21 protein-coding genes and 1 tRNA gene are annotated in these 23603 nt (G+C 63.3%); 15 read left to right on the top strand and 7 right to left on the bottom strand.

Going from position 1 to position 23603, the window contains the following annotated elements; all coding sequences use genetic code 11:
* Positions 1-6 precede the first annotated feature (6 nt).
* Positions 7-93 (top strand) — tRNA-Leu (locus LHL23_RS15200).
* 138 nt (positions 94-231) lie between these two features.
* Here the strand turns inward: LHL23_RS15200 and LHL23_RS15195 are convergent.
* Genes LHL23_RS15195 through LHL23_RS15185 form a run of 3 tightly spaced genes read right to left on the bottom strand, consistent with a single transcriptional unit; the run spans position 232 to position 3812 of the window.
* A complete protein-coding gene (locus tag LHL23_RS15195) occupies positions 232-1707 on the bottom strand; it encodes a heme biosynthesis protein HemY (RefSeq protein ID WP_226430509.1) in 1476 nt (491 codons plus the stop codon).
* A 10-nt stretch (positions 1708-1717) separates the two neighbouring features.
* On the bottom strand, positions 1718-3049 hold the full coding sequence (locus LHL23_RS15190) for a COG4223 family protein (RefSeq protein ID WP_226430508.1): 1332 nt from the start codon (positions 3047-3049) through the stop codon (positions 1718-1720).
* Between the two features lie 52 nt (positions 3050-3101).
* Positions 3102-3812, bottom strand: coding sequence for a uroporphyrinogen-III synthase (locus LHL23_RS15185; RefSeq protein WP_319005211.1), 711 nt, complete (start codon positions 3810-3812; stop codon positions 3102-3104).
* A gap of 89 nt (positions 3813-3901) precedes the next feature.
* On the opposite strand from LHL23_RS15185, the gene tsaD reads away from it, so the two are divergent.
* The 6 genes from tsaD (at position 3902) to LHL23_RS15155 (ending at position 7902) form a co-directional block, all read left to right on the top strand.
* Positions 3902-4999, top strand: a complete 1098-nt coding sequence (tsaD, locus tag LHL23_RS15180) for a tRNA (adenosine(37)-N6)-threonylcarbamoyltransferase complex transferase subunit TsaD (protein WP_226430506.1) — start codon at positions 3902-3904, stop codon at positions 4997-4999.
* Positions 4996-5958, top strand: coding sequence for an NAD(P)H-dependent glycerol-3-phosphate dehydrogenase (locus LHL23_RS15175; protein ID WP_226430505.1), 963 nt, complete (start codon positions 4996-4998; stop codon positions 5956-5958). The genes tsaD and LHL23_RS15175 overlap by 4 nt, the downstream gene beginning before the upstream one ends.
* A 1-nt stretch (position 5959) precedes the next feature.
* Positions 5960-6232 (top strand): YciI family protein, encoded by a 273-nt coding sequence (locus LHL23_RS15170; RefSeq protein ID WP_019295350.1) that lies wholly within the window; start codon positions 5960-5962, stop codon positions 6230-6232.
* The gene (locus LHL23_RS15165) at positions 6232-6654 is read left to right on the top strand and encodes an EVE domain-containing protein (RefSeq protein ID WP_226430504.1); all 423 of its coding nucleotides are present in this window, start codon (positions 6232-6234) and stop codon (positions 6652-6654) included. Before LHL23_RS15170 ends, LHL23_RS15165 begins: the two co-directional genes overlap by 1 nt.
* A gap of 46 nt (positions 6655-6700) precedes the next feature.
* Positions 6701-7096: a DUF1761 domain-containing protein gene (locus tag LHL23_RS15160; protein WP_226430512.1), complete on the top strand. Its 396-nt coding sequence runs from the start codon at positions 6701-6703 to the stop codon at positions 7094-7096.
* Positions 7097-7629: 533 nt separating this feature from the next.
* Positions 7630-7902, top strand: a complete 273-nt coding sequence (locus LHL23_RS15155) for a DUF4242 domain-containing protein (RefSeq protein ID WP_222476800.1) — start codon at positions 7630-7632, stop codon at positions 7900-7902.
* Positions 7903-7971: 69 nt separating this feature from the next.
* Here the strand turns inward: LHL23_RS15155 and ahcY are convergent, their stop codons facing one another.
* Entirely contained in the window at positions 7972-9360 is a 1389-nt protein-coding gene (gene ahcY, locus LHL23_RS15150) for an adenosylhomocysteinase (RefSeq protein WP_222476801.1), read from the bottom strand.
* Positions 9361-9511: 151 nt separating this feature from the next.
* Positions 9512-9826 carry a hypothetical protein gene (locus LHL23_RS15145; RefSeq protein ID WP_222476802.1) on the bottom strand — a complete coding sequence of 105 codons (315 nt, stop codon included), beginning with the start codon at positions 9824-9826 and terminating at the stop codon, positions 9512-9514.
* Positions 9827-10058: 232 nt separating this feature from the next.
* Here LHL23_RS15145 and LHL23_RS15140 point away from each other — a divergent pair, with 232 nt between their 5' ends.
* Complete coding sequence (locus LHL23_RS15140; protein WP_226430503.1) at positions 10059-10655, top strand: HD domain-containing protein; 597 nt, start codon at positions 10059-10061, stop codon at positions 10653-10655.
* Positions 10656-10658: 3 nt separating this feature from the next.
* Here the strand turns inward: LHL23_RS15140 and LHL23_RS15135 are convergent, their stop codons facing one another.
* Together LHL23_RS15135 and LHL23_RS15130 are read right to left on the bottom strand one after the other, a co-directional pair.
* Positions 10659-11213: an ActR/PrrA/RegA family redox response regulator transcription factor gene (locus LHL23_RS15135; RefSeq protein WP_222476806.1), complete on the bottom strand. Its 555-nt coding sequence runs from the start codon at positions 11211-11213 to the stop codon at positions 10659-10661.
* An 80-nt stretch (positions 11214-11293) separates the two neighbouring features.
* A complete protein-coding gene (locus tag LHL23_RS15130; protein WP_226430502.1) occupies positions 11294-11914 on the bottom strand; it encodes an SCO family protein in 621 nt (206 codons plus the stop codon).
* A 117-nt stretch (positions 11915-12031) separates the two neighbouring features.
* On the opposite strand from LHL23_RS15130, the gene regB reads away from it, so the two are divergent.
* The 7 genes from regB to addA all read left to right on the top strand — a co-directional run bounded on the left by regB (position 12032) and on the right by addA (position 23547).
* Entirely contained in the window at positions 12032-13423 is a 1392-nt protein-coding gene (gene regB, locus LHL23_RS15125) for a sensor histidine kinase RegB (protein WP_226430501.1), read from the top strand.
* Positions 13424-13513: 90 nt separating this feature from the next.
* The gene (locus LHL23_RS15120; RefSeq protein ID WP_226430500.1) at positions 13514-15061 is read left to right on the top strand and encodes a PAS-domain containing protein; all 1548 of its coding nucleotides are present in this window, start codon (positions 13514-13516) and stop codon (positions 15059-15061) included.
* 49 nt (positions 15062-15110) lie between these two features.
* Positions 15111-15587: a tRNA (adenosine(37)-N6)-threonylcarbamoyltransferase complex ATPase subunit type 1 TsaE gene (gene tsaE / locus LHL23_RS15115; protein WP_226430499.1), complete on the top strand. Its 477-nt coding sequence runs from the start codon at positions 15111-15113 to the stop codon at positions 15585-15587.
* The gene (locus LHL23_RS15110) at positions 15584-16582 is read left to right on the top strand and encodes an aminoglycoside phosphotransferase family protein (RefSeq protein WP_226430511.1); all 999 of its coding nucleotides are present in this window, start codon (positions 15584-15586) and stop codon (positions 16580-16582) included. Before tsaE ends, LHL23_RS15110 begins: the two co-directional genes overlap by 4 nt.
* Positions 16582-17274: a nucleotidyltransferase family protein gene (locus LHL23_RS15105; protein WP_226430498.1), complete on the top strand. Its 693-nt coding sequence runs from the start codon at positions 16582-16584 to the stop codon at positions 17272-17274. The genes LHL23_RS15110 and LHL23_RS15105 overlap by 1 nt, the downstream gene beginning before the upstream one ends.
* Positions 17264-20197: a double-strand break repair protein AddB gene (gene addB / locus LHL23_RS15100; RefSeq protein WP_226430497.1), complete on the top strand. Its 2934-nt coding sequence runs from the start codon at positions 17264-17266 to the stop codon at positions 20195-20197. The genes LHL23_RS15105 and addB overlap by 11 nt, the downstream gene beginning before the upstream one ends.
* Positions 20194-23547 (top strand): double-strand break repair helicase AddA, encoded by a 3354-nt coding sequence (gene addA / locus LHL23_RS15095; protein WP_226430496.1) that lies wholly within the window; start codon positions 20194-20196, stop codon positions 23545-23547. Before addB ends, addA begins: the two co-directional genes overlap by 4 nt.
* The last annotated feature ends 56 nt before the right edge of the window (positions 23548-23603 follow it).

The following is a 23603-nucleotide window of genomic DNA, read 5'->3' as shown; positions in this document are numbered from 1 at the left end:
ACACCTGCCCAGGTGGCGGAATTGGTAGACGCGCTAGCTTCAGGTGCTAGTGTCCGTATGGACGTGGAGGTTCGAGTCCTCTCCTGGGCACCATTCCCCGAACATCATGAACGTTAAAGTCACGGAGTTTTCCGCGGCTGGCGGAAGCGTGCGGCGCCAACCGTCCGAAATGAAAAACGGCAGGCCGTGCCTGCCGTTCATCACGGGTCTTCATTTGACCGGAAACCGGTGTCAGCTCACCGCTTTGACCGTGTCCTGCGTCTCGCTCCCTGCATCCTCGGCGGCCTCGACAATTTCCGCGTCCTCGACCGGCTCTGCGGACTTGTCCTCCAGCGCACCGGTGATCAGCGGCAGCATGTGGGCGGCCGCCATGCTGGCAACCTCCGGCGTTTCGGGGCGTTTCCAGGACAGGGTGTCAAAGCTGGAGCAATGCTCACAGACCGGCGCCCATTCCGCATGGATGTGGTTGCAGCTGTCACAGACCCACTGAGGCCCGCGCGGGGCGGTCAGCGCCTTGGCCAGCCAGCCCTGCACCACTTTGTCGCCGGCGCCTTCGCCGCGCTCGATTGCGGCCATCAGCGTCAGCGCGCGGGCATCCGGCGCCCGCTTCGCCAGATCATGCAGCCAGCGGCGGGCTTCGGGGAAGTCTTCGGCCACGATGTTCAGCTCCGCCATAACAAGGCGGGTCTCGTCGTTGAGCGGTTTGATACGCGCCAGCTGATCAAACCGCTGGACACGCTCGGCGGCGGTTTCCTCAGGTTCGATTTCCGCAAAGGCATGGGCCAGGTCCGGATGCGGCTGGCTTTCCCAGGTCTTTTTCAGCAGCCGGACGGCCGGGCGCTTCTTGCCCTTGGCAATATAGGCGCGGGCTGCCATGGCGGCAGCAGGGACCAGGTCCGGCGACAGGCGGTTCGCTTCGATCGCCTGCTCCTGCTGCTCGACCGTCGCACCCTCGTCCAGAATGCCCTTAGAGGCCGACAGCGCCAGCACCGCATCGCGGCGTTTGAACACATCGCGCGGCAGGGTGCCGGTCTTGAGCTTGGTCGACAGCGTTTTGCGCGCGCCGGCCCAATCTTCGGCCTGCGCCTGCAGACGCAGCAGCGTGTCCTGAACCTCCTCATGCTTGGGCCGCAGCGCCAGCGCCTTCTCAGCCAGCTGGCGAGCAGTCTCTGTGTCGCCTTCCGAAAGCTTCTGCTTCATGATCCCGCGCACCCCGACAAAACGGGTCGGCTGGTTCGCCAACAGACGTTTATAGGCCTCCGCCGCCTTGTGGGTGTCGCCGCTCATCTCAGCTGCCTGGGCCACCAGCAGATCGGTCAGCTCCGGCTTCTGCAGGTATTTCTCAGCCCGCGCTGCTTTGGCCAGCGCCAGGCGCCCCTCGCCCGAAGCCAGCGCCATCAGCCCGTCGGCCAGCGCCTTGTAGCCCTTGCGCTCGCGGCCCTTGTCCCAATAACGCGACAGGGCGGTTTCGTCGCCATTCAGGAAATGCAGCGTCGCAACCAGCAGCGACAGCAGTTTCAGGAACAGCCAGACGCCCACAACCAGCACACCCAGCGCGATAACGGATTGCAGCGCGCTTAGCGTGTATTCGGCGCCGGCGACGGTGATCTGCATCCCGCCGGAGGTTTCCATCAGCAAGCGGCCCCCAAAGGCCAGAAGCGCGACAATTGCGACAAATACGAGGATCTTCAACAACGACCAGAGCATGGCGGCTTCCTTATTTGGCTTGCAGGCTTTGGGCCAGATCAGCGGCGGCTGTTACGGCAGCCACCCGTGCATTTGCCGCAGCTTCCCAGCTGGACAAGGCATTACGCGCCGTTTCGGGCAGTGCGGACAATTCGTTCAGCGCATCCTGCAGCTTGCCCGCAGCCACCGCGGCCTCGGCGCGCGACAGCACCGCATCCGGGGTGCCGCCCTCCTGCGGCGTCACAGAACGTGCCCCCAAGTGGCGGTTCACGTAGTCCAGCAAGCCGCCGCTGCCCTTGGTCTCCTCACGTGCCGCGGCCAGCGCGTCGCGTGCCGCCGGGGCAAAGCTGTCGCGCAGCGCAGAGATCGTGGCTACGCCGCTTTCGGCCGGGCCGGACAGGGCCGCAGGCACCTCTACGCCAAGGGCGGTGAGTTCCTGAACGCTGGCAGCATAGCTGTTGCCGCTGTTCAGTGCGGACCGCAGCTGTGCCAGCTGGGTCTGGGCGCTGGCGATCCGCGCGGCTTCGGCACTGGCGGCATCCATCGCCTGGGCCTCGGCCAGCATCTCTTCGACTTCTGAGCGCTGCGCAGCAAGGCTGTCCTGCAGCTTGGCCAGTTCGGTTTCAAATGCCGCAACGGCCTCGGGTGACGCCCCCTCCAGCGGCCGGGTTTCCAGGCCCGCGACCCGGTCGGCCAAGGCATCCAGATCCGCGCGCAGGCCCGCGTCAGGGGACTGAGCAGTCTTCAGGGGTTCAATCTCAGCCGCCAACGCGTCAATGCGGGAGGCCAGCGGTGCCAGGTCAGGGGCCTGATTGGCCTCAACCTGCTGTTTCAAATCTGCCAATGCCGCCTTCAGGTCCGACTGGCCGCTTTCCAGGGCTGCCAGCTCTTCACTGTTTTCCTGCATCGACGACGGCAGGATGCTGTCGAGCCAGCCGCCCTGGCCGGCCACAAAGCCGATAACTGCTGCTACAGCACCACCCAGCACGGCGGAGCCGAAGCCGCCGCGCTTTTCTACCACCCGCTCGATTTCGCGGGGAGCCTCAGCCGCGGCAAGCGGTTCATCCGAAGCCTCTTCCCGCTCTGCAGCGGTGTCCTGGTCAAATGGCGAAATCCCGGTCTCGGTCTCGGTCTCGGTCTCGGTCTCGGTCTCGGTCTCGGTCTCGGTCTCGGTCTCGGTCTCGGTCTCGGTCTCGGTCTCGGTCTCGGGAACCGCGGAGTCTACTTCGTCAGAGGTGTCAACAGGCTTGGCAGCGGATTCATCCGCCGCTCCGTGCCCGGAGGTCTCTGCAGCATCCTCGGCCGGCTTGGTTTCACCGGGGCCAGGCTCAATCACGTCTTCCGGATTTTTCTTGTCAGCCACGCCGGCCTCCCCCCTCGATTCCTAAAATACATTCGTGCGAACACGCTGGACCCTACTCTGCGCGCCCCTTGCCCTCAAGCCGGGACAGCTGCGCTGCGGCATCAAGGACAGCCGCTGCCATGGCCGGTGCATCCGGCGCCTTACTTACGCGCAACGCCTTGCAATTCAAGCCTTTCAGCGGTTCAGCAACGGCCTGGCTAAGCGCAATCAGATGCAAATGCGAGGCATCCCCGCACAGATTGGCAAAATGGCGCGCAGTCCTGGGTGAAAAAAGCGGCACGATCACATCAGTTTGCGCAGCAAGCGCGGCCTGCGCCTCAGCTGTCAGCGGCAGAAGCTCCTGATCATACACGATTTGCTCGCCGCAGGGGAGGCCTGCCTCCGTCAGCCGCCGGGCAATGCTTCCACGGGTATGGGCACCGCGCAGATGCAGAAGCGGCGCGGCCGGGCGTTGCTGCAGCAGGGCTGCTGTCAGCTCATCGGCGCATTGCCCCAAGGCCTCCGCCTGCCAGCCCAGTTCCGCGGCAGCCTGCGCGGTGCGTTCCCCGACGCAATAGGCAGGCAGCCGCACTGTGGTTTCACGTGAAGCGGCTTCGGCACCGCTGGCCGAGGTGAAAATCACACCTTTCACACCCTGCAACGCGACCGGTGCCCGCGCTGGCCGGATCTCCATCAGCGGCGCATAGATCACCCGCAGCCCGGCCCGCCCCCCGGCAGGCAGGCCGTCCACAAAACTCTCTGCCGCTGCCAGCGGGCGTGTCATCAGCAAAGGCACCATCGCACGGCTCCCGGGATTGTTTGCAACCCGCTTCGGTGGTAGCCCCGGCGGCAGTTTGATGCAACGGTAAGGCCATGACAAAGACCCTGACAATTCTGGGGCTGGAGAGCAGCTGTGACGACACCGCTGCCGCCGTGGTGCGGCAGACTGAAGGCGCGCGGCCCGAGGTTCTGTCCTCGGTTGTCTTCGGCCAGACTGAGCTGCACAGCGCCTTTGGCGGCGTGGTGCCGGAGATTGCCGCCCGCGCCCACGCCGAGAAGCTGGACATCTGCGTCCGCGATGCGCTGTTGGAGGCCGGGCTGAGCCTGAAGGACATGGATGCGGTGGCCGTCACGGCCGGCCCGGGGCTGATCGGCGGGGTTATGTCAGGGGTGATGTGCGCCAAGGGGATTGCCGCTGCAACCGGCCTGCCGCTCGTCGGGGTGAACCACCTAGCAGGCCACGCGCTGACACCGCGGCTGACGGATGGGACCGCCTATCCCTACCTGATGCTGCTGGTCTCCGGCGGCCACTGCCAGTACCTGCTGGTGCGCGGGCCGGAAGATTTCACCCGTTTGGGCGGCACCATTGACGACGCACCGGGCGAGGCCTTTGACAAGACCGCCCGGCTGCTGGGGCTGCCGCAGCCAGGCGGGCCGTCAGTGCAGGCCGAAGCGGAACAGGGTGATCCCAAGCGGTTCCGCTTTCCCCGTCCCTTGCTGGACCGGCCGGACTGCAACCTGTCATTCTCGGGGCTGAAGACCGCGCTGATGCGGATGCGCGATCAGATCGTGGCGGAAAAAGGCGGCCTCACCCGCCAGGACCGTGCCGACCTATGTGCAGGGTTTCAGGCTGCGGTGGTTGATACCTTGGCGGAAAAAACCCGCCGCGCCATCCGCCTGTACCTTCAAGAAGAACCGGCACAGCCAACGGTCGCTGTTGCCGGAGGTGTGGCAGCAAACACTGCCATTCGCGCCGCATTAGAGACTGTCTGCACCGAGGCCGGCGCCGCCTTTACCGCGCCGCCGCTGCGGTTGTGCACCGACAATGCCGCAATGATCGCCTATGCCGGGCTGGAGCGGTTCAAGACGGGTGCGCGCGACGGGCTGGACCTGACCGCCCGACCGCGCTGGCCGCTGGATCAAAGCAGCCCGGCGCTGATCGGGTCAGGCCGCAAGGGAGCCAAAGCATGAGCATTTCGGTACTGGGATCGGGCGCCTTTGGCACCGCCTTGGCGATTTCGCTGGCCGGCAACGGGCCGGTGACCCTGTGGGCCCGCAACCCGGTTAAGGCCCAGGCGATGCAGGACAGCCGCCGTAACGGGACCCGCCTGCCTGGTGTGGAGCTGCCAGGGAACCTTGCCATCACCGCGGATATCGCGGACGCCTGCCAATCCGAAGTTCTGCTTCTGGCGGTGCCGATGCAAACGCTCCGCGGTGTGCTGGAGCAGTACAGCGGACACCTCGCAGGAAAAACGCTCGTTGCATGCTGCAAGGGGATTGAGCTGGAGACCGGGCTAGGCCCGGTTGCCGTCATCCGCGAAGTTCTGCCGGATGCGCAGGCCGCACTGCTGACCGGGCCGAGCTTCGCTGCTGACATTGCCCGCGGACTGCCAACCGCGCTGACGCTGGCTTGCAGCGATGCGGAGCTGGGCAAGGAACTGCAGGAGCAGCTGACTACAGCCAATCTGCGCCTGTACCGCACGACGGACACCATAGGCGCGGAAATCGGCGGCGCCCTGAAAAACGTGATGGCAATTGCCTGCGGTGCCGTGATCGGCGCCGGGCTCGGCGACAGCGCCCGTGCTGCGCTGATGACCCGGGGTTATGCGGAGATGCAGCGGATGGCGCTGGCCAGCGGCGCCAAGGCGGAAACCCTGGCCGGGCTTTCGGGATTTGGCGACCTGGCGCTGACCTGTACTTCGGATCTGTCCCGCAACTACCGGCTGGGCCTGTCCATCGGCCGGGGCGAGGAATTCGATCCTAGCATCACTGTGGAAGGTGCCGCCACCGCGCGGGCCGTTGCGGAGCAGGCCCAGCAGAGGGGGCTGGATATGCCGGTCACGCTCACGGTAACCAATTTAGTAGATCAGCGCTTGACGATCAGCGAGGCAGCGGCACATTTGCTTAAAAGACCATTAAAAGAGGAATAAAATGCTCATCGCATTGATCGCCCGCGACAAACCCGGCCATTTGCAGACCCGGCTGGACAACCGTGACGCCCATCTGGCCTATATCAACGACACCGGCGCCGTGGCGCAGGCAGGCCCGCTGCTGGATCAGGATGGCAATATGGCCGGTTCCCTGGTTATCCTGGACGTCGAGGACATGGCAGCAGGCGAGGCATGGGCGGCAAACGATCCCTACAACAAGGCCGGCCTCTTTGAAGCTGTCGAACTGATCACCTGGAAAAAGGTCATTGGCTGATGCGTTACTGGCTGTTCAAGTCCGAACCTTCCACCTGGAGCTGGGATAACCAGGCTGCCAAGGGTGCTGCGGGCGAGGAATGGGACGGCGTGCGCAACTACCAGGCGCGCAACTTCATGCGCGAAATGAAAATTGGCGACCGCGGCTTTTTCTATCATTCGCAGAAAGAGAAATCCGTGGTCGGCATCGTTGAGGTCTGCGCCGAGGCGCACCCGGACAGCACCACCGAGGACGACCGCTGGGAATGCGTCGACATCAAGGCAGTGCGCCCCTTTGCCAGGCCGGTAAGCCTGGACCAGATCAAAGCTGATCCGCGGCTGGAGGAGATGGTGCTTGTTAAGAACTCCCGCCTGTCGGTGCAGCCGGTGAGCGAAGCCGAATGGGCCGCCATCTGCGCGCTGGGGGAGACAGACCCTAGCTGATCTGCCACTCTGCTCTCAAGTGGCTGAAACCATTGAGGAGAGCATCGTGGAATTCCTGAGTGTGATTGTTGCGGCAGCGGCGGCGTTTGTGCTGGGTGCCGTTTATTACGGCGCGTTGGCCAAACCATGGGTCGAGGCTTCCGGCGTCGAGTGTGACGAAACCGGCAAGCCGAAGGGCGGGCAAAATCCCATGATCTTTGCCATGGCTTTTGTCCTTCAGCTGATCGTGGCCGGAATGATGCGCCATGTATTCAGCCTGTCAGGCATCGAAGCTCTGGGCGCAGGGCTGGTCGGCGGCGCCGGCATCGGCCTGTTTTTCATCAGCCCCTGGATTGCGCTGAACAACATGTACGGGATGCGGCCGGTCAAGCTGACGCTGATTGATGGCGGCTATGCGACGCTGGCCTGCGCTGCGGCCGGTCTGGTTCTGACTCTCTTCTGACTTCAAAGAGGCACTGAATTGAAAAAGGGAAGGACCTGAGGACAATCAGGACCTTCCCTTCCACCCCGCGTGCTCCACTATCCACCACACGCGTTTGAAAATCTGGTTCCTGGCCGTCCTGGCCGGTTACTTGTGTATATCTTCCGTCCGGCCGATTCCGCAAAGCAATAACCCTGACAATGCGAGTTAAATGGGAGGTACCCGCGAATGACCGCTCAGGATTTCAACCCGAAGCGGTAGCGAGGCGGAGATGTCTTTTAGTATCCGAAGGGGGCGTCCCAGTGTGAGAAGCTCCGGCGCGGAATACTCGCAGATAGCCGTTGGGAATAACTTGGTTTTTCACTGGCATCCGGGCCAGTTGCGCTCAGGAAGTAGCGGCCCGTACGCCCAGTACATGATTGGGTATTAATCGCCAGCGGCAGGCAGCGACAGCGAATTGGTGGTTTCTGCTGTATCACTCATGCCGCACTGCTGCCTTTTCGGGAAACGGTCCTACATGGAAGACCGGAAACAGCGAAAAGCAGGAGGGTTTCATGCAGAAGTTTCTCATTGAACGGGAGATTCCGAAGGTCGGCAGTATGAGCGGCGAAGAACTGGGCGGCGCAGCACGCACGTCCAACGAGGCATTGGCCAAGCTCGCGCCCCGGGTGCAATGGCAGCATTCCTATGTCGCCGGCGACAAGACCTTCTGCATTTACCTGGCCGATTCCGAAGAGGCGATACACGAGCACGCGAAGCTGAGCGGCTTCCCGGCCAACAAGATAACCAGGATCGAGACCGTGATTGACCCGTCCACCGGCAATTGACGGTATCGGGCACAAAAAAGGCGCCGCTGGATTGCTCCTACGGCGCCGATGTTTTCGAGGGGTATCCGCTTAGTAGCGGTAGTGCTCCGGCTTGAACGGGCCTTCGGGCTTGACGCCGATATAGGCGGCCTGCTCTGCGCTCAGCTGGGTCAGCTTGACGCCGATGCGGCCCAGATGCAGGCGGGCGACTTTCTCGTCCAGGTGCTTGGGCAGGATGTAGACGTCGTTTTCGTAATGGTCGCCGCGGGTCCACAGCTCGATCTGGGCCAGCACCTGGTTGGTGAAGGACGCCGACATCACGAAAGAAGGGTGGCCGGTGGCGTTGCCAAGGTTCAGCAGGCGGCCTTCGGACAGCAGAATGATGCGGTTGCCCGAGGGCATCTCGATCATGTCCACCTGGTCCTTGATGTTGGTCCATTTGTGGTTGCGCAGGCTGGCGACCTGAATCTCGTTGTCGAAGTGGCCGATGTTGCCGACAATCGCCATGTCCTTCATCTCGCGCATATGCTCGATACGGATCACGTCCTTGTTGCCGGTGGTGGTGATGAAGATGTCAGCAGTGGCGACTTCATCTTCCAGCAGGGTGACTTCGAAACCATCCATGGCGGCCTGGAGAGCGCAGATCGGGTCAGCTTCGGTGACTTTCACACGGGCGCCAGCGCCGCGCAGGGAAGCTGCGGAGCCTTTACCCACGTCGCCATAACCACAGACCACGGCAACCTTGCCGGCCATCATGGTGTCGGTGGCGCGGCGGATGCCGTCGACCAGCGATTCCTTGCAGCCGTATTTGTTGTCGAACTTCGACTTGGTGACCGAGTCATTCACGTTGATCGCCGGGAACGGCAGCTGGCCGTTCTTCTGCAGCTCGTACAGGCGGTGGACGCCGGTGGTGGTTTCCTCGGAGACACCCAGGATCGCATCGCGGGTCTTGGTGAACCAGCCGGGCGATGCTTCCATGCGCTTCATGATCTGCGCCTTGATGACCGCTTCTTCCTCGGACTGCGGCACCGGGATGATGTCCTCGCCGGCTTCGGCGCGGGCGCCCAGCAGCACATAGAGGGTGGCGTCGCCGCCATCGTCCAGGATCAGGTTCGCGCCTTCAGGGAACATGAAGGATTTGTCCAGGTAATCCCAATGCTCTTCCAGGGTCTGACCCTTGATTGCAAATACGGGAATGCCGGCTTCGGCAATTGCCGCGGCGGCGTGATCCTGGGTCGAGAAGATGTTGCAGGACGCCCAGCGCACATCCGCGCCCAGCGCCACCAGTGTTTCGATCAGAACCGCGGTCTGGATGGTCATGTGCAGCGAGCCAACAATACGCGCGCCCTTCAGCGGTTTGCTTTCGCCATACTCCTCGCGCAGAGCCATCAGGCCCGGCATTTCGGTTTCGGCGATGTCCAGTTCCTTGCGGCCAAACCCGGCCAGCGCGATGTCCTTGACGATATAATCCCCGGCCATAGTCTGCTCCATTCCGGTTACGAGTACACTTGCAGCAGGGCCTAGCACTGCAATTGTTGATATTCAACGAAGATACCCGCAGCCGGAGCCGATGGCTCTGGCTTTTCGTCAAATGCCAGGCTGTAGGGGAAAGCCTGTCAGGCTGCCGGCATCAGCTCGGCGTGCCCGGATCCGGCTGTTTTTCAGTGATATGGAAAAAGGATGAACCGGTTGCGACAACACAGCTGATTCCGTTTGCATGTGTGACCAGAACCGTGAAGGTTCCGGTTTCATCCGACGACCAGACTTCGATAACAGTGGCCTCAGGCCTGGATTTCTGCAATCCGCCAGCGGTCAGACGTTCCGAATATCCGCTTTCCAGCTTCTGCGTCAGAACTTCCCGGTCGCCGCAACTGGCTGCAAGAGCGGGCGGCGCCGTCGCTGCCATGCCGAACAACAGTGAAAGACCCAGTAAACGCTTGAACATGACAAACTCCTTTCCATTGCGTGCCACGTCACGAAAAGGGGGTTTGCCGTTGTGGGGGCAATGCCCCTTCTATACTTTAAATATTGGTGCGAAATGCGCCTTTTTCAAACTCACAGAGCATAAACTGCGCGTTCTCACCCGTGTTCGCGCAAACACTCCAAACACGGCAAGCATTGCCCGGCCCGGCCGCAGCAGGTAGTCAAAAGGCTGAGTGCAGCGACAGGAATCCCCTATGCCCGCCAAACCCGCCCGTGCCTGGCAGCGCATGTTGTCCGGCCGCCGCCTGGATCTGCTGGATCCGACACCGGTGGATATCGAGATTGAGGATATCGCCCACGGGCTGGCCTTTGTGGCGCGCTGGAACGGCCAGACGATGGGGGATTTTGCCTATTCGGTGGCCGAGCATTCGCTGCTGGTCGAAGATATCTTTGCCCGGATGCAGCCCAAGGCGCCGGTCAAATGGCGGCTGGCCGCCCTGCTCCACGATGCGCCGGAATACGTGATCGGCGACATGATCTCGCCGGTCAAGGCGGCTGTGGGACCGGGCTATGGCGATCTGGACCAGCGGCTGACCTCCGCCATCCATCTGCGGTTCGGACTGCCCGCTGCGCTGCCGAAGACGGTGAAGGCGCAGATCAAGCGGGCGGACAAGGTCAGCGCCTGGATGGAGGCCGTGCAAATCGCCGGGTTTTCAAAGAAGGAAGCCAGCAAGTTCTTCGGCACCCCGAAACCGGAGATTGTCGAGGGGCTGGATATCGTGCTGCGGCCGCCGTTGGAGACCCGCATGGCGTTCCTGCGCCGCCATGCGGAACTGATGTCGCAGCTCTGAGGATCAGCGCGGGCTGCGCTTGGCCAGTATCCGCTGCAAGGTGCGCCGGTGCATGTTCAGCCGCCGGGCGGTTTCCGAAACGTTGCGGTCGCAGAGCTCATAGATGCGCTGGATATGCTCCCAGCGCACCCGGTCGGCGCTCATCGGGTTTTCGGGAGGTGGCGGCAGCTCATCCCCGGTGGACAACAGCGCATTCATGATGTCGGTGGCATCGGCCGGCTTGGAGAGGTAATCCGTTGCGCCGATCTTGACCGCGGCAACCGCCGTGGCAATTGCGCCATAGCCGGTCAGCACTACCACCCGGCTGTCAGGGCGTTTCTCGCGCAGCACTTCGACCACATCCAGGCCGTTGCCGTCCTCCAGCCGCAGGTCGACGACCGCATAGGCCGGCGGCCGCGCCGTTGCGATGGCGCTGCCCGCGGCGACTGAGCCGGCGGTTTCCACCTCAAAGCCGCGCTTCTCCATTGCCTTTGCCAGACGCCGCAGAAAAGGCTCGTCATCATCGACCAGCAGCAGTGTTTTGTCGGGTCCAATGTCCTGCAGAGCAGTTTCGGCCATGCCCGGTCCTCCGCGAAGTTCTTATCCGTTCACGCAAGAATATGTCCGGGCGAGGGGAAAGGTCAAACAGCTATCCTGGCTCAGATTTTTTCTATGAAACAGGCGGTTTTGTCAGCCATCTGCTCAGCGGTTTCATCACGGCGGAAGAACTCCACAAAACCCGCCTCCGGCAGCACCAGGTAGGAGAAGGTGGAATGGTCGACGAGGTAGTATTCCTCATCCCCTTCGTTCTTCTTGAAATAGGTCTTGTAGGCCTTGCTGGCCGCCTTCACCTGGTCCAGCGAGCCGGTCAGACCGATCATCTTTTCGTGCAGGTTTGCGGCAAAATCACCAACGGCCTCTGGTGTATCGCGGTCCGGGTCGATGGAAATGAACACCGGCGTAACGCTGTAGCCGCGCTCTGCCAGGACGTCGATAGCATCAGCGTTGCGGGCGGCATCCATCGGGCAGACATCCGGGCAGAATGTATAGCCGAAGTAGACAATCGACGGTTCGGTGATCACATCTTGGTCAGTGACCGTTTCCCCCTTGGCGTTGACCAGTTCAAACGGCCCGCCAATGGTATCAGCGCCGCCCGCGATCTGGCTGCTGCGGCACTGCGCGAATTTGTCACCCCCGCTGCCCCCGCGCGTCAGGAACCAGGCACCGCCCACAAGGGCAGCGACAAAAGCAGCGGCTAGGAGAGCATAAACGCGGGTCATGAGATCACACTTTTCGAATAGGAAGGGTTGTTGATCGTTTGCGGCGCCAGACCTATCAAGAAATACAGCCGATGCAACAGGCGCACGGCGTCACATTTGAGGGAGCACCGGTACCGAATGAGCGATCGCCTCTTCATGCTGCCGAGCAGCCACGATCACAGCCACTGGATCCGGTTGCGGACGCTGATTCTGCTGCGCTGGGTGGCAATTGCCGGGCAGATCACCGCAATTGCCGTGGCCCAGCACCGCTTCAACCTGCAGCTGGAACTGGGCCTGTGCTATCTGGCAATCGGCATTTCGGCCGCCGGCAACCTGATCGCAGTCTTCGCCTTTCCGGAAAACAAGCGCCTGAGCGAGTTTGAAAACTTTCTCATGGTGCTCTTCGACCTGCTGCAGCTGGCCTTCCTGGTGTATCTGACCGGCGGCCTGAACAATCCCTTTGCCCTGCTTGTGCTGGGCCCCGTAACGATTTCCGCCGCGGTGATGGGGCTGCGCTCCACCCTGATCATCGGTGCAACCGCCATCATCCTGGTCACCCTGATGGCGGAGTTCCACCTGCCGCTGCGCACGGAGCAGGGTTTCATCCTGCGGATCCCGGATGTGTTCATCTTTGGCAACTGGATTGCCATCGTCATCGCCATCCTGTTTATCGGCGCCTACTCCTTCCGGGTCAGCAACGAAATGCGGCTGATGTCCGATGCGCTGAGCGCCACCCAGCTGGCCCTGTCGCGCGAGCAGAAGCTGACCGACCTCGGCGGCGTGGTGGCGGCGGCAGCGCATGAGCTGGGCACCCCGCTGGCCACCATAAAACTGACCAGCGCCGAGCTGATCGAGGAGCTGGACGACCGCCCGGACCTGCGCGAGGACGCTGCCCTGATCCGCGAACAGGCCGACCGCTGCCGCGATATCCTGCGCGGCATGGGCCGGGCCGGCAAAGACGACCTGCACCTGCGCCAGGCCCCATTTTCGACATTGGTGACAGAAGCGGCAGAGCCGCATATGCACCGCGGCAAAGCAGTCCTCTACCACGAGGAGCCGCTGGAAGGCGGTGATTTTCAGCAGCCCACGGTGTTGCGCAAACCTGAAATCATCCACGGGCTGCGCAACCTGGTTCAGAATGCCGTCGATTTCTCGCAATCCACCGTCTGGATAGATGCGGCCTGGGACAACGAACGGATTATTCTGACGATCAGCGACGACGGCCAAGGATTTCCACCGCATTTGCTGGGCCGCATAGGCGACCCCTTTGTGCGCCGCCGCCGGGGCGAAAGCGAGCGGAAGCAACGCCCGGAATACGAGGGGATGGGGCTGGGCCTGTTCATCGCCAAGACACTGCTGCAGCGCACCGGCGCCCAGCTGAGGTTTGCAAACGGCTCAGACCCCTATCAGACGCTCAGCAGCAGCAACCGGCGCGGCGCCATCGTCGAAGTCGCCTGGCCGCGAAATAAAATCGACGCCATGGAAGCAGGAGCCCCTGTTACCGGCAAAAATTTACCTTTAGAAATTTAACTATTCACTTTTGGGCAACCAATTAAACTTCATTTAACCATTTTTAGGGAACCATACGGGTGAAAAAAGAGCTGAACTAGGCAGGAAGACATGCAGGACTTCGCTTCGATGGAATGGTTTGTGCTGGCAGCCCTTTGCGCGGCAACGGCTGCTGCGGCTGTCTGGTGGCTGTCGCCCGCCCCCCGCCGGCACGGTCTGGAACACGACCTTCTGGCCGGCGATGGCCGCACCGATGCGGTGTTTCTGTTCGATGACAGCAGCCTGATCGGCTGGTCCTCCGGTGCCCGCAAGTTCATCGGTGATCAGGCGGAGAATTTCGACTGGAGCATGCTGCGCGACCAGCTGTCCCGCAGCTACCCCGGCCTGCCGCAGTCGCCAGGCTATTTGAAAGACGTGGGGCCGCTGGTGCTGTCAGGCACCGCCGCTGCCGAAAGCCGCGAGGCGCATTGCGAATGGATCGACGGGGTGACGCGCGTGCAGCTGCGCCGCAGCACCCTGGACGAGCAGAACAAATCCCTGGATCAGGAGCTGACCACTCTGCGGGCCGCAGTGCATCAGGCGCCCTACCCGGTCTGGCTGCAGTCGGAAGAGGGCAGCGTCACCTGGTCCAATCTTGCCTACGACAACCTCAACCACAAAATCCGGGGCCGCGGCGCCGATTTTGCGGACCCCTTGTTCACCGACCTTCACGACCCGATGACAAGCGGCAAGCCGGAGCGGATCTATATTCCGCTGCCGGAAAGCAACAAGAAGCTGTGGTACAACGTTTCAACCACCGAAACCGAAGCCGGATGGCTGTGCCATGCGGTCGACGTGAACGCCGTCGTCGATGCCGAGGTCGCCCAGCGCAACTTTGTCCAGACGCTGGCCAAGACCTTTGCCCAGCTGTCTATCGGCCTGGCAATTTTCGACCGCAACCGGCAGCTGGTTCTGTTCAACCCGGTGCTGATCGACCTCACCGCGCTGCCGGCAAATTTCCTCAGTTCGCGTCCGAACCTTCTTACTTTCTTTGACCGGCTGCGCGATCAGCGGATGATGCCGGAGCCGAAAAGCTATTCCAGCTGGCGCCACCAGATGGCCGACCTGCTGGAAGCCGCAGCCGAGGGCCGCTATCAGGAGACCTGGTCGCTGCCGTCGGGCTCTGTCTACAAGGTTTCGGGCCGACCGCACCCGGATGGCGCCATTGCCTTCCTGTTCGAGGACATTACCGCCGAAGTCACCCTCACCCGCCAGTTCCGCTCCGAGCTGGAGATGGGCCAGTCAATTCTGGATCAGATGGATGAGGGCATCGCGGTTTTCGCCAGCGACGGCAGCATGACCTTCTCTAACAGCACCTATGACAGCCTCTGGCAAATGGATCCCAATTCGAGCTTTGCCAAAGTGTCGATCATGGACGCGAGCCGGGTTTGGCAGGACACCTGCGCACCGACCCCTGTCTGGGGCGAGATCCGCGACTTTGTGGCGGGATGCGATGGCCGCGAATCCTGGTGGTCGCACATCCAGCTTCGCGACGGCACCCGTATGGTCTGCAAGGTGACTGCGATCCAGAACGGCGCCACTATGGTCAGTTTCCGGGCGCCGCAAACTGCGGCTCTTCCGGCCGGCCAGGAGCGCTTCCCCGCTTCAAGCAAGAGCTGAGCCGGGAAACCGGCTTGCAGCGGGCAGGCGGCGGCGCCATTGTACCGCCATGACGACAAAGACTGCGGCCTGCACGCTGAATTCACCTGAGGAAACGGCCCAGCTGGCCGCCCGGATCGCCGGAGCCCTTCACCCCGGCGATTGCCTGTTGCTGGACGGTGTGATCGGCGCCGGAAAGACCCATTTCGCACGCCACCTGATCCAGTCTCTGATGGAAGAGCCAGAGGATGTGCCCTCGCCCACCTTTACGCTGGTGCAGACTTATGATGTTCCCGCCGGCGAGCTTTGGCACACCGACCTCTACCGGCTGTCCTCCCTGGATGAGCTGGAGGAACTGGGCCTGGCCGAAGCCTTTGACAATGCAATCTGCCTGGTCGAATGGCCTGACCGGCTGCAGGAGCTGACACCGCCGCACGCCTTGCATCTTACGCTGGCGCTGGACCCTGAACACGAAGACCGCCGCCATCTGACTCTCCGCTGGAGCGATGTAAAATGGCAGCCCCTGATGGAGCGCATCTGCGCATGACCGACCGCAATTCCCTGCGCGAAACCTTTCTCTCGGAAACGGCCTATGCCAGCTGGCAATGCGCACCGCTGGCTGGCGATGCCTCCAACAGGCGCTATGAACGGCTGACCGGCTCAGCCGGTGAGACTGTCGTGCTGATGGACGCGCCGCCGGACAAGGGCGAGGACGTCCGCCCCTTCATCCGCATTGCCGAATACCTCCGTGCCCAGGGCCTCAGCGCCCCGGAGATCCTGGCAAAAGATGTTGAGCATGGCTTTCTGCTGCTGGAGGATCTGGGCGACGATCTCTACGCGCGCGTCATTGAACGGGAGCCGGCGCTGGAAAGAGAACTATACGAAGCCGCAACTGACGCGCTGGTTGCCCTCCACCAGGCGCCGATGCCGGAGCTGGCACCCTATGGCCCGCGGCTGATGGCGGAAATGGCCGGGCTTGCGCTGTCGAAATACCGCGATGGGATTCATGGCGGCCGTGACCCGGAGCTGCAGTCACGGTTCGAGAACCAGTTCGAGGACATCCTGCGCGAAACGGTGAAGGGCGATCCGGTCCTGGTGCAGCGGGACTACCACGCTGAAAACCTGCTGTGGCTGCCGGACCGGGACGGTGTTGCCCGCGTAGGCCTTCTGGATTTCCAGGACGCACGCGCAGGCCACCCTGCCTATGATCTTGTTTCTCTCCTGCAAGACGCCCGCCGCGACGTGCCCGCCGGCATCGAGATGCAAATGATCAGCCGCTATATAACAGCTGCCGGCGCCGATGAATCCGGCTTCCGCACCGCCTATACCGTGCTGGGCGTGCAGCGGAATCTGCGCATTCTGGGTGTCTTTGCCCGGCTCAGCCTCGACTACGGCAAACCGCACTATGTGGATCTGATCCCGCGGGTCTGGGACCATTTCATCCGCGGGCTGGACCACTCGGCACTGGCCCCGGTGGCAGGCCTTTTGCGTGACAGCCTGCCTGCCCCAACCCCGGAAAACCTGGACAAGCTGAGGCCCTGATGCAGCGCTCGCCCGAAGCCGTCATGCTGTTTGCCGCAGGCTTTGGCACCCGGATGCGGGAGCTGACCCGCGACATGCCAAAACCGATGATCGAAGTTGCCGGCCGGCCGCTGATTGCCCATGCTCTGGACTTGGCCAAGGCGGTCCGGCCAGCCCGGATTGCAGCCAATCTGCATTACAAGCCTGAGCCGCTAAAAGACTTTTTAGAGCCTGAAAACGTGCTGATCAGCCATGAGGTGCCCCAGATTCTCGATACCGGCGGCGGGTTGCGTCATGCCCTGCCCCTGCTGGGCGGCGGCCCGGTTTTCACTATGAACACGGATGCCATCTGGAAAGGCCCAAACCCGCTGCAATTGGCGCAAGAGGCTTGGGACCCGGACCGGATGGATGCGCTTTTGGTCTGTGTGCAGCTTGCGAATACCGCTGGACGCAGTGGGCAGGGCGATTTCTCAGCCGATGCCGACGGCCGTATCAGCCGCGGCGGAAACCTGGTCTATGGCGGTGTGCAGATCCTGAAAACGGAGGGGCTGCACGAAGTAGAGGAACAGGCATTCTCACTCAATGTCCTGTGGAACCGGATGGCTGCAGCCGGCCGGCTGTTTGCGCTGGAATATCCCGGCCGCTGGTGCGATGTGGGCCATCCCGAAGGGATCAAACTGGCCGAGGACCTGATAGCCGCAGATGATGTTTGAACCATCCGCCAAACCGCGCGTCTTTGCCGTGCCCTGCGGCGTCGATTTCCCGCGCGCTCTGTTCGAGGGGCTGCGGGAGCGCTCCCGGAACCTGGCGCCGGAAGCGCTGGCCCGGGCTGAACTGATCGTCAACACCTCCCGCATGGCACGGCGTATCCGCAGCCTGTTTGACGACGGCCCCGCAATGCTGTTGCCGCGGATGCTGATGCTGACCGATCTGGCACATCGAGCTGCACTGGACGGGCTGCCGCCCGCCCTGCCCCCGCTGCGGCGCCGGCTGGAGCTGTCGCAGCTGATCGCCAAGCTGCTGGATGCGCAGCCCGACCTCGCCTCCCGTGCGTCACTTTATGACCTTTCTGACAGCCTCGCGGCTCTGATCGACGAGATGCAGGGTGAAGGTGTCAGCACCGACGCCATCCGGGATCTGGACGTCTCGGACATGTCCGGCCATTGGGCGCGGGCGCAGGCCTTCATCGGTATCGCCGACGAGTTCACCGGCCTGCACGAGGGCGCAATGGATGCCCAGGCGCGGCAGAGGCAGGTGGTTCTGAACCTGATTGAGGAATGGCAGCAAAACCCGCCGCTGCACCCCGTCATTCTGGCCGGTTCCACCGGGTCCCGCGGCACCACCTTGATGCTGATGCAGGCCATTGCCCGTCTGCCGCAAGGCGCCGTGGTGCTGCCCGGTTTCGATTTCGATCAGCCGGATCACGTCTGGGGCGGTCTGGATAACCCGATGATCTCGGAAGACCATCCTCAGTACCGGTTCCACAAGCTGATGAAAGACCTAGAGCTGGCCCCGCGCGATGTGCGGCCTTGGACCGATACCCCGCCGGTCTCTCCCGAACGCAACCGGCTGGTCTCGCTGGCATTGCGCCCGGCCCCGGTGACAGACGCCTGGATGAGCGAAGGCCCCAAGCTGACCGGTCTGGACAGCGCAACGGAAAACGTTTCGCTTGTCGAAGCTCCCAGCCCCCGTGCCGAGGCGCTCGCCATTGCACTGCGCCTGCGCCAGGCGGCGGAGGACGGCCAGACCGCTGCGCTGATCACGCCCGACCGGATGCTGACACGCCAGGTCTCTGCCGCACTGGACCGCTGGGACATCCTGCCGGATGATTCCGCCGGCCAGCCACTACAGCTGTCGCCGCCGGGCAGGTTTCTGCGCCACGTGGCGGGGCTGTTCTGCAAGCCGCTGGCCTGCGACAGCCTGCTGACGCTGCTGAAGCACCCGCTGACCCATGACGGTGCGGACCGTGGCAACCACCTGCGCCAAACCCGCGAGCTGGAGCTGTCCTTGCGCCGCAACGGACCGCCCTTCCCCGATGCCGCGGCGTTTGCCGGCTTTGAAAAGGGCCGTCAGCTGACACCGGGCTGGACCGGCTGGCTGAGCGCCTGTTTCGCGGATCAGGAGATCGCCGGCACCCTGCCCCTGACCGATTGGGTCGAACGGCTGCGTGATCTGGCCGAGCGCATCGCTGCCGGCAGCCAGACGGACGGCACCGGCACACTGTGGGACAAGAAGGCCGGCCAGGCCGCGCTCGCCTGCATCGAAAACCTGGAAACTGAGGCCCCCTATGGCGGCGAGATGACCGCCCGCGATTTCGCCGACCTGCTGGGCGCGCTGCTGAGCCAGGGAGAGGTGCGCGACCGCGATGCGCCCTATGGCTCTATCATGATCTGGGGTACGCTGGAGGCCCGGGTGCAGGGCGCCGATCTGGTCATTCTGGGCGGCCTCAATGAAGGCAGCTGGCCGGAGGCCGCCAGTCCCGATCCCTGGCTGAACCGCCAGTTGCGCAATCAGGCAGGCCTGTTGCTGCCCGAACGCCGCATCGGGCTGTCGGCGCATGATTTCCAGCAGGCGATTGCGGCGCCAGAAGTCTGGCTGATCCGTGCTGAACGCTCGGAGGAAGCCGACACCGTACCCTCGCGCTGGCTGAACCGGCTGACCAACCTGCTGTCCGGCCTGCCGGACCAGGGCGGCCGCGATGCGCTGGACGCGATGCGTGCAAGAGGGCAGCAATGGCTCGGCTGGGCAGACGCGCTGGAGGAGCCCACGCCCATTCCGCAGATGCCGCGCCCCTCGCCGCGACCGCCGGTTGCGGCCCGCCCGCGCCGCCTGACGATCACGGAAATCCCGCGGCTCATCCGTGACCCTTATGCAATCTACGCCAAGCATGTGCTGCGGCTGAAGCCGCTTAACCCGCTGGTGCAGGAGCCCGACGCCTTGCTGCGCGGGATTGTGGTGCATGAGGTGTTCGAGCATTTCATCAAGGAAGCCCAGGCAGATCCGAGCCTTCTGACCACCAGCCAGCTCATCGAAAAGACCCGTGAACTGCTTGAAACCCATGTGCCCTGGCCGGTTGCCCGCCTCCTGTGGCACAGCCGAATCCGCAAGATTTCCGGAGACTTCGTCCAGGCCGAGCAGGAGCGCCAGGCCCGTGCCAAGCCGGTTGCGTTTGAAGCCAAGGGCAGCGCCCGGCTGGATCCGCTGGACTTTACCATTGCTTGCCGCGCTGACCGGATCGACATGGATGAGCGCGGGTTCCTGCATCTTTACGACTACAAGACCGGCGCGCCGCCCAGCGAGTCCCAGCAGAAGAAGTTCGAAAAGCAACTGCTGATCGAAGCCGCCATGGCCGAAGAGGGCGCCTTTGACGATCTTGGCCCGGCGGAGGTGGCACGCGCCTTGTTCATTGGGCTGGGCAGCAGCATGAAAGAGGTGCGCGCTCCGCTGGAGGAAGAACCGCCCGCCAAGGTCTGGGACGAGCTGCGCACCTTGATCGGCGCCTATTTCGAGCCTGAACAAGGGTATTCGAGCCGCCGCATGGTGCACCGGGATGACATCGCCGGCGACTACGACCACCTGGCGCGCTACGGCGAATGGGACCGCAGCGCTGAACCGCAGCCGGAGGATCTGGCATGACCATCCGCGACGCCGCCTCCGAGGCGCAGTTCCGCGCCGCCCGCCCTGATGCCTCCACCTGGCTGGCGGCCAACGCGGGTTCCGGCAAGACCAAGGTGCTGACCGACCGGGTGGCGCGGCTGCTGCTGAAGGGCGTTCAGCCGCAGCACATTCTGTGCCTCACCTATACCAAGGCCGCCGCCAGCGAGATGCAGAACCGGCTGTTCAAGCGGCTCGGTGAATGGGCGATGCTGGAAGACCCGGCGCTTATCGCAGCGCTGACCGAATTGGGTGAAGTCAACACTGCGGCTGAGGATCTGGCCAAGGCCCGCACCCTGTTTGCCCGCGCGATCGAGACGCCGGGTGGGTTGAAGATCCAAACCATCCATTCCTTCTGTTCCTCGCTGCTGCGCCGCTTTCCGCTGGAGGCCGGCGTCAGCCCGCAGTTTTCCGAGATGGACGACCGCGCAGGCCAGCTGCTGCGTGCGGAAATCATGGAGGATTTTGCTCAAGGAGCTGAGGCGCTTCTGGTGGATGCCCTGGCGCGGCATGTCAGCGACAGTGACTTCGAGACTCTGACCTCCGCGATCTGCCAGCACCGCGCCGATTTCGGCGAGCCGCTGGACTGGGACGGGCTGCTGGACCTGTTTGGCCTGCCCGCGGGATTCGACGAAACAGCGCTGAAATCCCTAGTGTTCCTGGGCGGCGAGGAAGAGCTGCTGCAACGCACCCGTGAAATGCTGGGGCGCGGCGGTTCGACCGATCAGAAGGCGGGGGTGAAGCTTAGTGGTATCACCAAACCAACGCTCACGGATCTGGGCACGCTTGAAAGTGTTTTCCTGACCGGGGCCAGCGCCAAGGAGCCATTCACCGCCAAAGTGGGCAAGTTCCCGACCAAGAAATTGCGCGAAGCGCATCTATCGCTGATGGATCAGCTGGAACCGCTTATGCTGCGGGTCGAGGATGCCCGCGCCAAACGTCTGGCGCTAACCGCTGCTCGCAAGAGCCACGATCTGCACTGTTTCGCCGCTGCCTTCCTGCCGGAATATGAGCGCCGCAAGCAGCTGCGCGGCTGGCTCGACTTTGATGACCTGATCCTGAAGGCGCGCCAACTGCTGAACGATCCGGGCGTGGCCGCCTGGGTGCTGTACCGTCTGGACGGCGGCATCGACCACATTCTGGTGGACGAAGCGCAGGACACCAGTCCGGTGCAATGGGACGTGATCGAAAAGCTGGCGCAGGAATTCACCGCCGGCGAGGGCGCGCGTTCGGACGTGGAGCGCACCATCTTTGTCGTCGGTGACAAGAAACAGTCGATCTATTCCTTTCAGGGCGCTGACCCGGATGCCTTTGACCGGATGCAGCAGGAGTTCGGCAACCGGCTGGCGGAAACCGGGGCAGGGCTGCAGGATGCCTCGCTCGATTTCTCTTTCCGCTCATCCGCTGCGATCCTGAAGCTGGTCGACCTGGTGTTCAAGGACAGTCCCCGCGCCGGTTTCCGCAAGGACGCGCTGCACCGGGCTTTCAAGTCGGACCTGCCGGGCAGGGTGGACCTTTGGCCGGTGGTCGAGAAGGTGGAGGATGACGAGGATCCCGATTGGACCAGCCCCGTCGACCGCCCCAGCAGCCGCCACCACACGGTGATCCTGGCAGAACGGATTGCGGCGTCGATCAAGCAGATGATTGAAACCGGCGTCACCATCCCCGAGGACGGCGCCGAACGCGGCACCTCTCAGCGCCGTCCGGTGCAGGCCGGCGACTTCCTGATCCTGGTGCAGCGCCGGTCCGATCTGTTCTCGGAAATCATCCGCGCTTGCAAGAAGGCGGAACTGCCCATCGCCGGCGCTGACCGGCTAAAGGTCGGCGCGGAACTGGCGGTCAAGGACATTGCCGCGCTGCTGCGGTTCCTGGCGCTGCCGGAAGACTCCCTGTCGCTGGCGGAAGCACTGAAATCGCCGCTTTTCGGCTGGACGGAGCAGGCTCTGTTCGATCTCGCGCACCGGCGGGAGGCCATGTACCTGTGGCCGGCGCTGCGCGACCGGGCAGGGGAGTTCCCGGAAACCATGGCTGTGCTGGATGACCTGCGCGCCAATGCAGATTTCCTGCGCCCGTTTGACCTGATCGAACGCATCCTGACCCGCCACGGCGGCCGCCAGAAGCTGCTGGGCCGGCTGGGGCCCGAGGCAGAGGATGGAATCAACGCGTTGTTGTCGCAGGCGCTGGCTTATGAGCGCACCGACGTGCCCAGCCTCACCGGGTTTCTGGTCTGGATGCAGACTGACGATCTGGAAATCAAACGCCAGATGGGCGCCGCCGGCAACATGATCCGGGTGATGTCGGTGCATGGGTCCAAGGGGCTGGAGGCGCCGATCGTGATCTTGCCGGACACCGCCAAACGCCAGGCCCCGCGGGACGCGGAGATCATGCTGGCCGAGGGCACCCCGGTCTGGAAACTGCGCAAGGACCAGATGCCTGCCGCCATGCTGGCGGCCCGTGAAGCTGCCCAGGAAAAGCTGCAGAATGAACGCCTGCGGCTGCTGTATGTGGCTCTAACACGGGCAGAGAAGTGGCTGATTGTCGCTGCCGCCGGCGACGCGGGCGAGCAGGGCGAAAGCTGGTACCGCATGACAGAGCGCGCCATGCGCGAGGGCGGCGCAATCGAGCTTGACTGTCCTGGCGGGGCAGGATTGCGCCTGCAGCACGGGGACTGGGACGGTCTGCCTTTGATCGAAAAACCGGTCGAGGAAGCCGTGAAACACTGCTTGCCAGAGGTCTTCTCCCGCGCGGCCAGAACCTATGAGGCGCCGGCGCCGGCGCTCAGCCCCTCTGACCTGGGCGGAGCCAAGGCTTTGCCAGGTGATCTGGGCCTGGACGAGGATGCCGCCAAGGCCCGCGGCAGCCGGCTGCACCTGCTGCTGGAGCACCTGTCGGGCCGGCCTGAAACCCACTGGCCGCAGCTAGCCGGCAACCTTCTGCAGGACGCCGAGGATACTGCGGAACTGCTCGCCGAGGCGTCCGGTGTTCTGCAAAACGCCGGCTTGTCCCATATTTTCGCCCCGGAAACTTTGGCTGAAGTCACTGTAACCGCGGACCTGCACGGGACCCGCCTGCATGGCATCATCGACCGCCTGATTGTCACACCGGACAGGGTTTTGGCCGTTGATTTCAAATCGAATGCCACCGTGCCTGCAACACCCGGTCAATGCCCCGAAGGGCTGCTGCGCCAGATGGGCGCCTATGCCCACGCGCTGGCGCAGATCTATCCTGGCCGCACCGTCGAAACCGCGCTTCTTTGGACCCGAACGACAACGCTGATGCCGCTGCCGCACGAACTTGTGACAGCCGCGCTGATGCGGCGTCTGGAACCTTGACGATCCGTTAAGCCGTACATAGGTTCCGACTCCAGTTGCCACACACTCATGGAGAC

This window comes from Leisingera sp. McT4-56 (assembly GCF_020514995.1).
Taxonomy (GTDB): domain Bacteria; phylum Pseudomonadota; class Alphaproteobacteria; order Rhodobacterales; family Rhodobacteraceae; genus Leisingera; species Leisingera aquaemixtae_A.
The sequence above is the reverse complement of the archived record's forward strand: the minus strand, read 5'-3'. Positions and strand labels throughout refer to the sequence as shown.

Excerpts from the sequence above, each read along its gene's own strand:
- LHL23_RS15195 (WP_226430509.1), bottom strand. The coding sequence starts at position 1,707 with ATGCTCTGGTCGTTGTTGAAGATCCTCGTATTTGTCGCAATTGTCGCG.
- LHL23_RS15185 (WP_319005211.1), bottom strand. The coding sequence starts at position 3,812 with ATGACACGCCCGCTGGCAGCGGCAGAGAGTTTTGTGGACGGCCTGCCT.
- tsaD (WP_226430506.1), top strand. The coding sequence starts at position 3,902 with ATGACAAAGACCCTGACAATTCTGGGGCTGGAGAGCAGCTGTGACGAC.
- LHL23_RS15175 (WP_226430505.1), top strand. The coding sequence starts at position 4,996 with ATGAGCATTTCGGTACTGGGATCGGGCGCCTTTGGCACCGCCTTGGCG.
- LHL23_RS15170 (WP_019295350.1), top strand. The coding sequence starts at position 5,960 with ATGCTCATCGCATTGATCGCCCGCGACAAACCCGGCCATTTGCAGACC.
- LHL23_RS15165 (WP_226430504.1), top strand. The coding sequence starts at position 6,232 with ATGCGTTACTGGCTGTTCAAGTCCGAACCTTCCACCTGGAGCTGGGAT.
- LHL23_RS15155 (WP_222476800.1), top strand. The coding sequence starts at position 7,630 with ATGCAGAAGTTTCTCATTGAACGGGAGATTCCGAAGGTCGGCAGTATG.
- ahcY (WP_222476801.1), bottom strand. The coding sequence starts at position 9,360 with ATGGCCGGGGATTATATCGTCAAGGACATCGCGCTGGCCGGGTTTGGC.
- LHL23_RS15145 (WP_222476802.1), bottom strand. The coding sequence starts at position 9,826 with ATGTTCAAGCGTTTACTGGGTCTTTCACTGTTGTTCGGCATGGCAGCG.
- LHL23_RS15140 (WP_226430503.1), top strand. The coding sequence starts at position 10,059 with ATGCCCGCCAAACCCGCCCGTGCCTGGCAGCGCATGTTGTCCGGCCGC.
- LHL23_RS15135 (WP_222476806.1), bottom strand. The coding sequence starts at position 11,213 with ATGGCCGAAACTGCTCTGCAGGACATTGGACCCGACAAAACACTGCTG.
- LHL23_RS15130 (WP_226430502.1), bottom strand. The coding sequence starts at position 11,914 with ATGACCCGCGTTTATGCTCTCCTAGCCGCTGCTTTTGTCGCTGCCCTT.
- regB (WP_226430501.1), top strand. The coding sequence starts at position 12,032 with ATGAGCGATCGCCTCTTCATGCTGCCGAGCAGCCACGATCACAGCCAC.
- LHL23_RS15120 (WP_226430500.1), top strand. The coding sequence starts at position 13,514 with ATGCAGGACTTCGCTTCGATGGAATGGTTTGTGCTGGCAGCCCTTTGC.
- tsaE (WP_226430499.1), top strand. The coding sequence starts at position 15,111 with ATGACGACAAAGACTGCGGCCTGCACGCTGAATTCACCTGAGGAAACG.
- LHL23_RS15110 (WP_226430511.1), top strand. The coding sequence starts at position 15,584 with ATGACCGACCGCAATTCCCTGCGCGAAACCTTTCTCTCGGAAACGGCC.
- LHL23_RS15105 (WP_226430498.1), top strand. The coding sequence starts at position 16,582 with ATGCAGCGCTCGCCCGAAGCCGTCATGCTGTTTGCCGCAGGCTTTGGC.
- addB (WP_226430497.1), top strand. The coding sequence starts at position 17,264 with ATGATGTTTGAACCATCCGCCAAACCGCGCGTCTTTGCCGTGCCCTGC.
- addA (WP_226430496.1), top strand. The coding sequence starts at position 20,194 with ATGACCATCCGCGACGCCGCCTCCGAGGCGCAGTTCCGCGCCGCCCGC.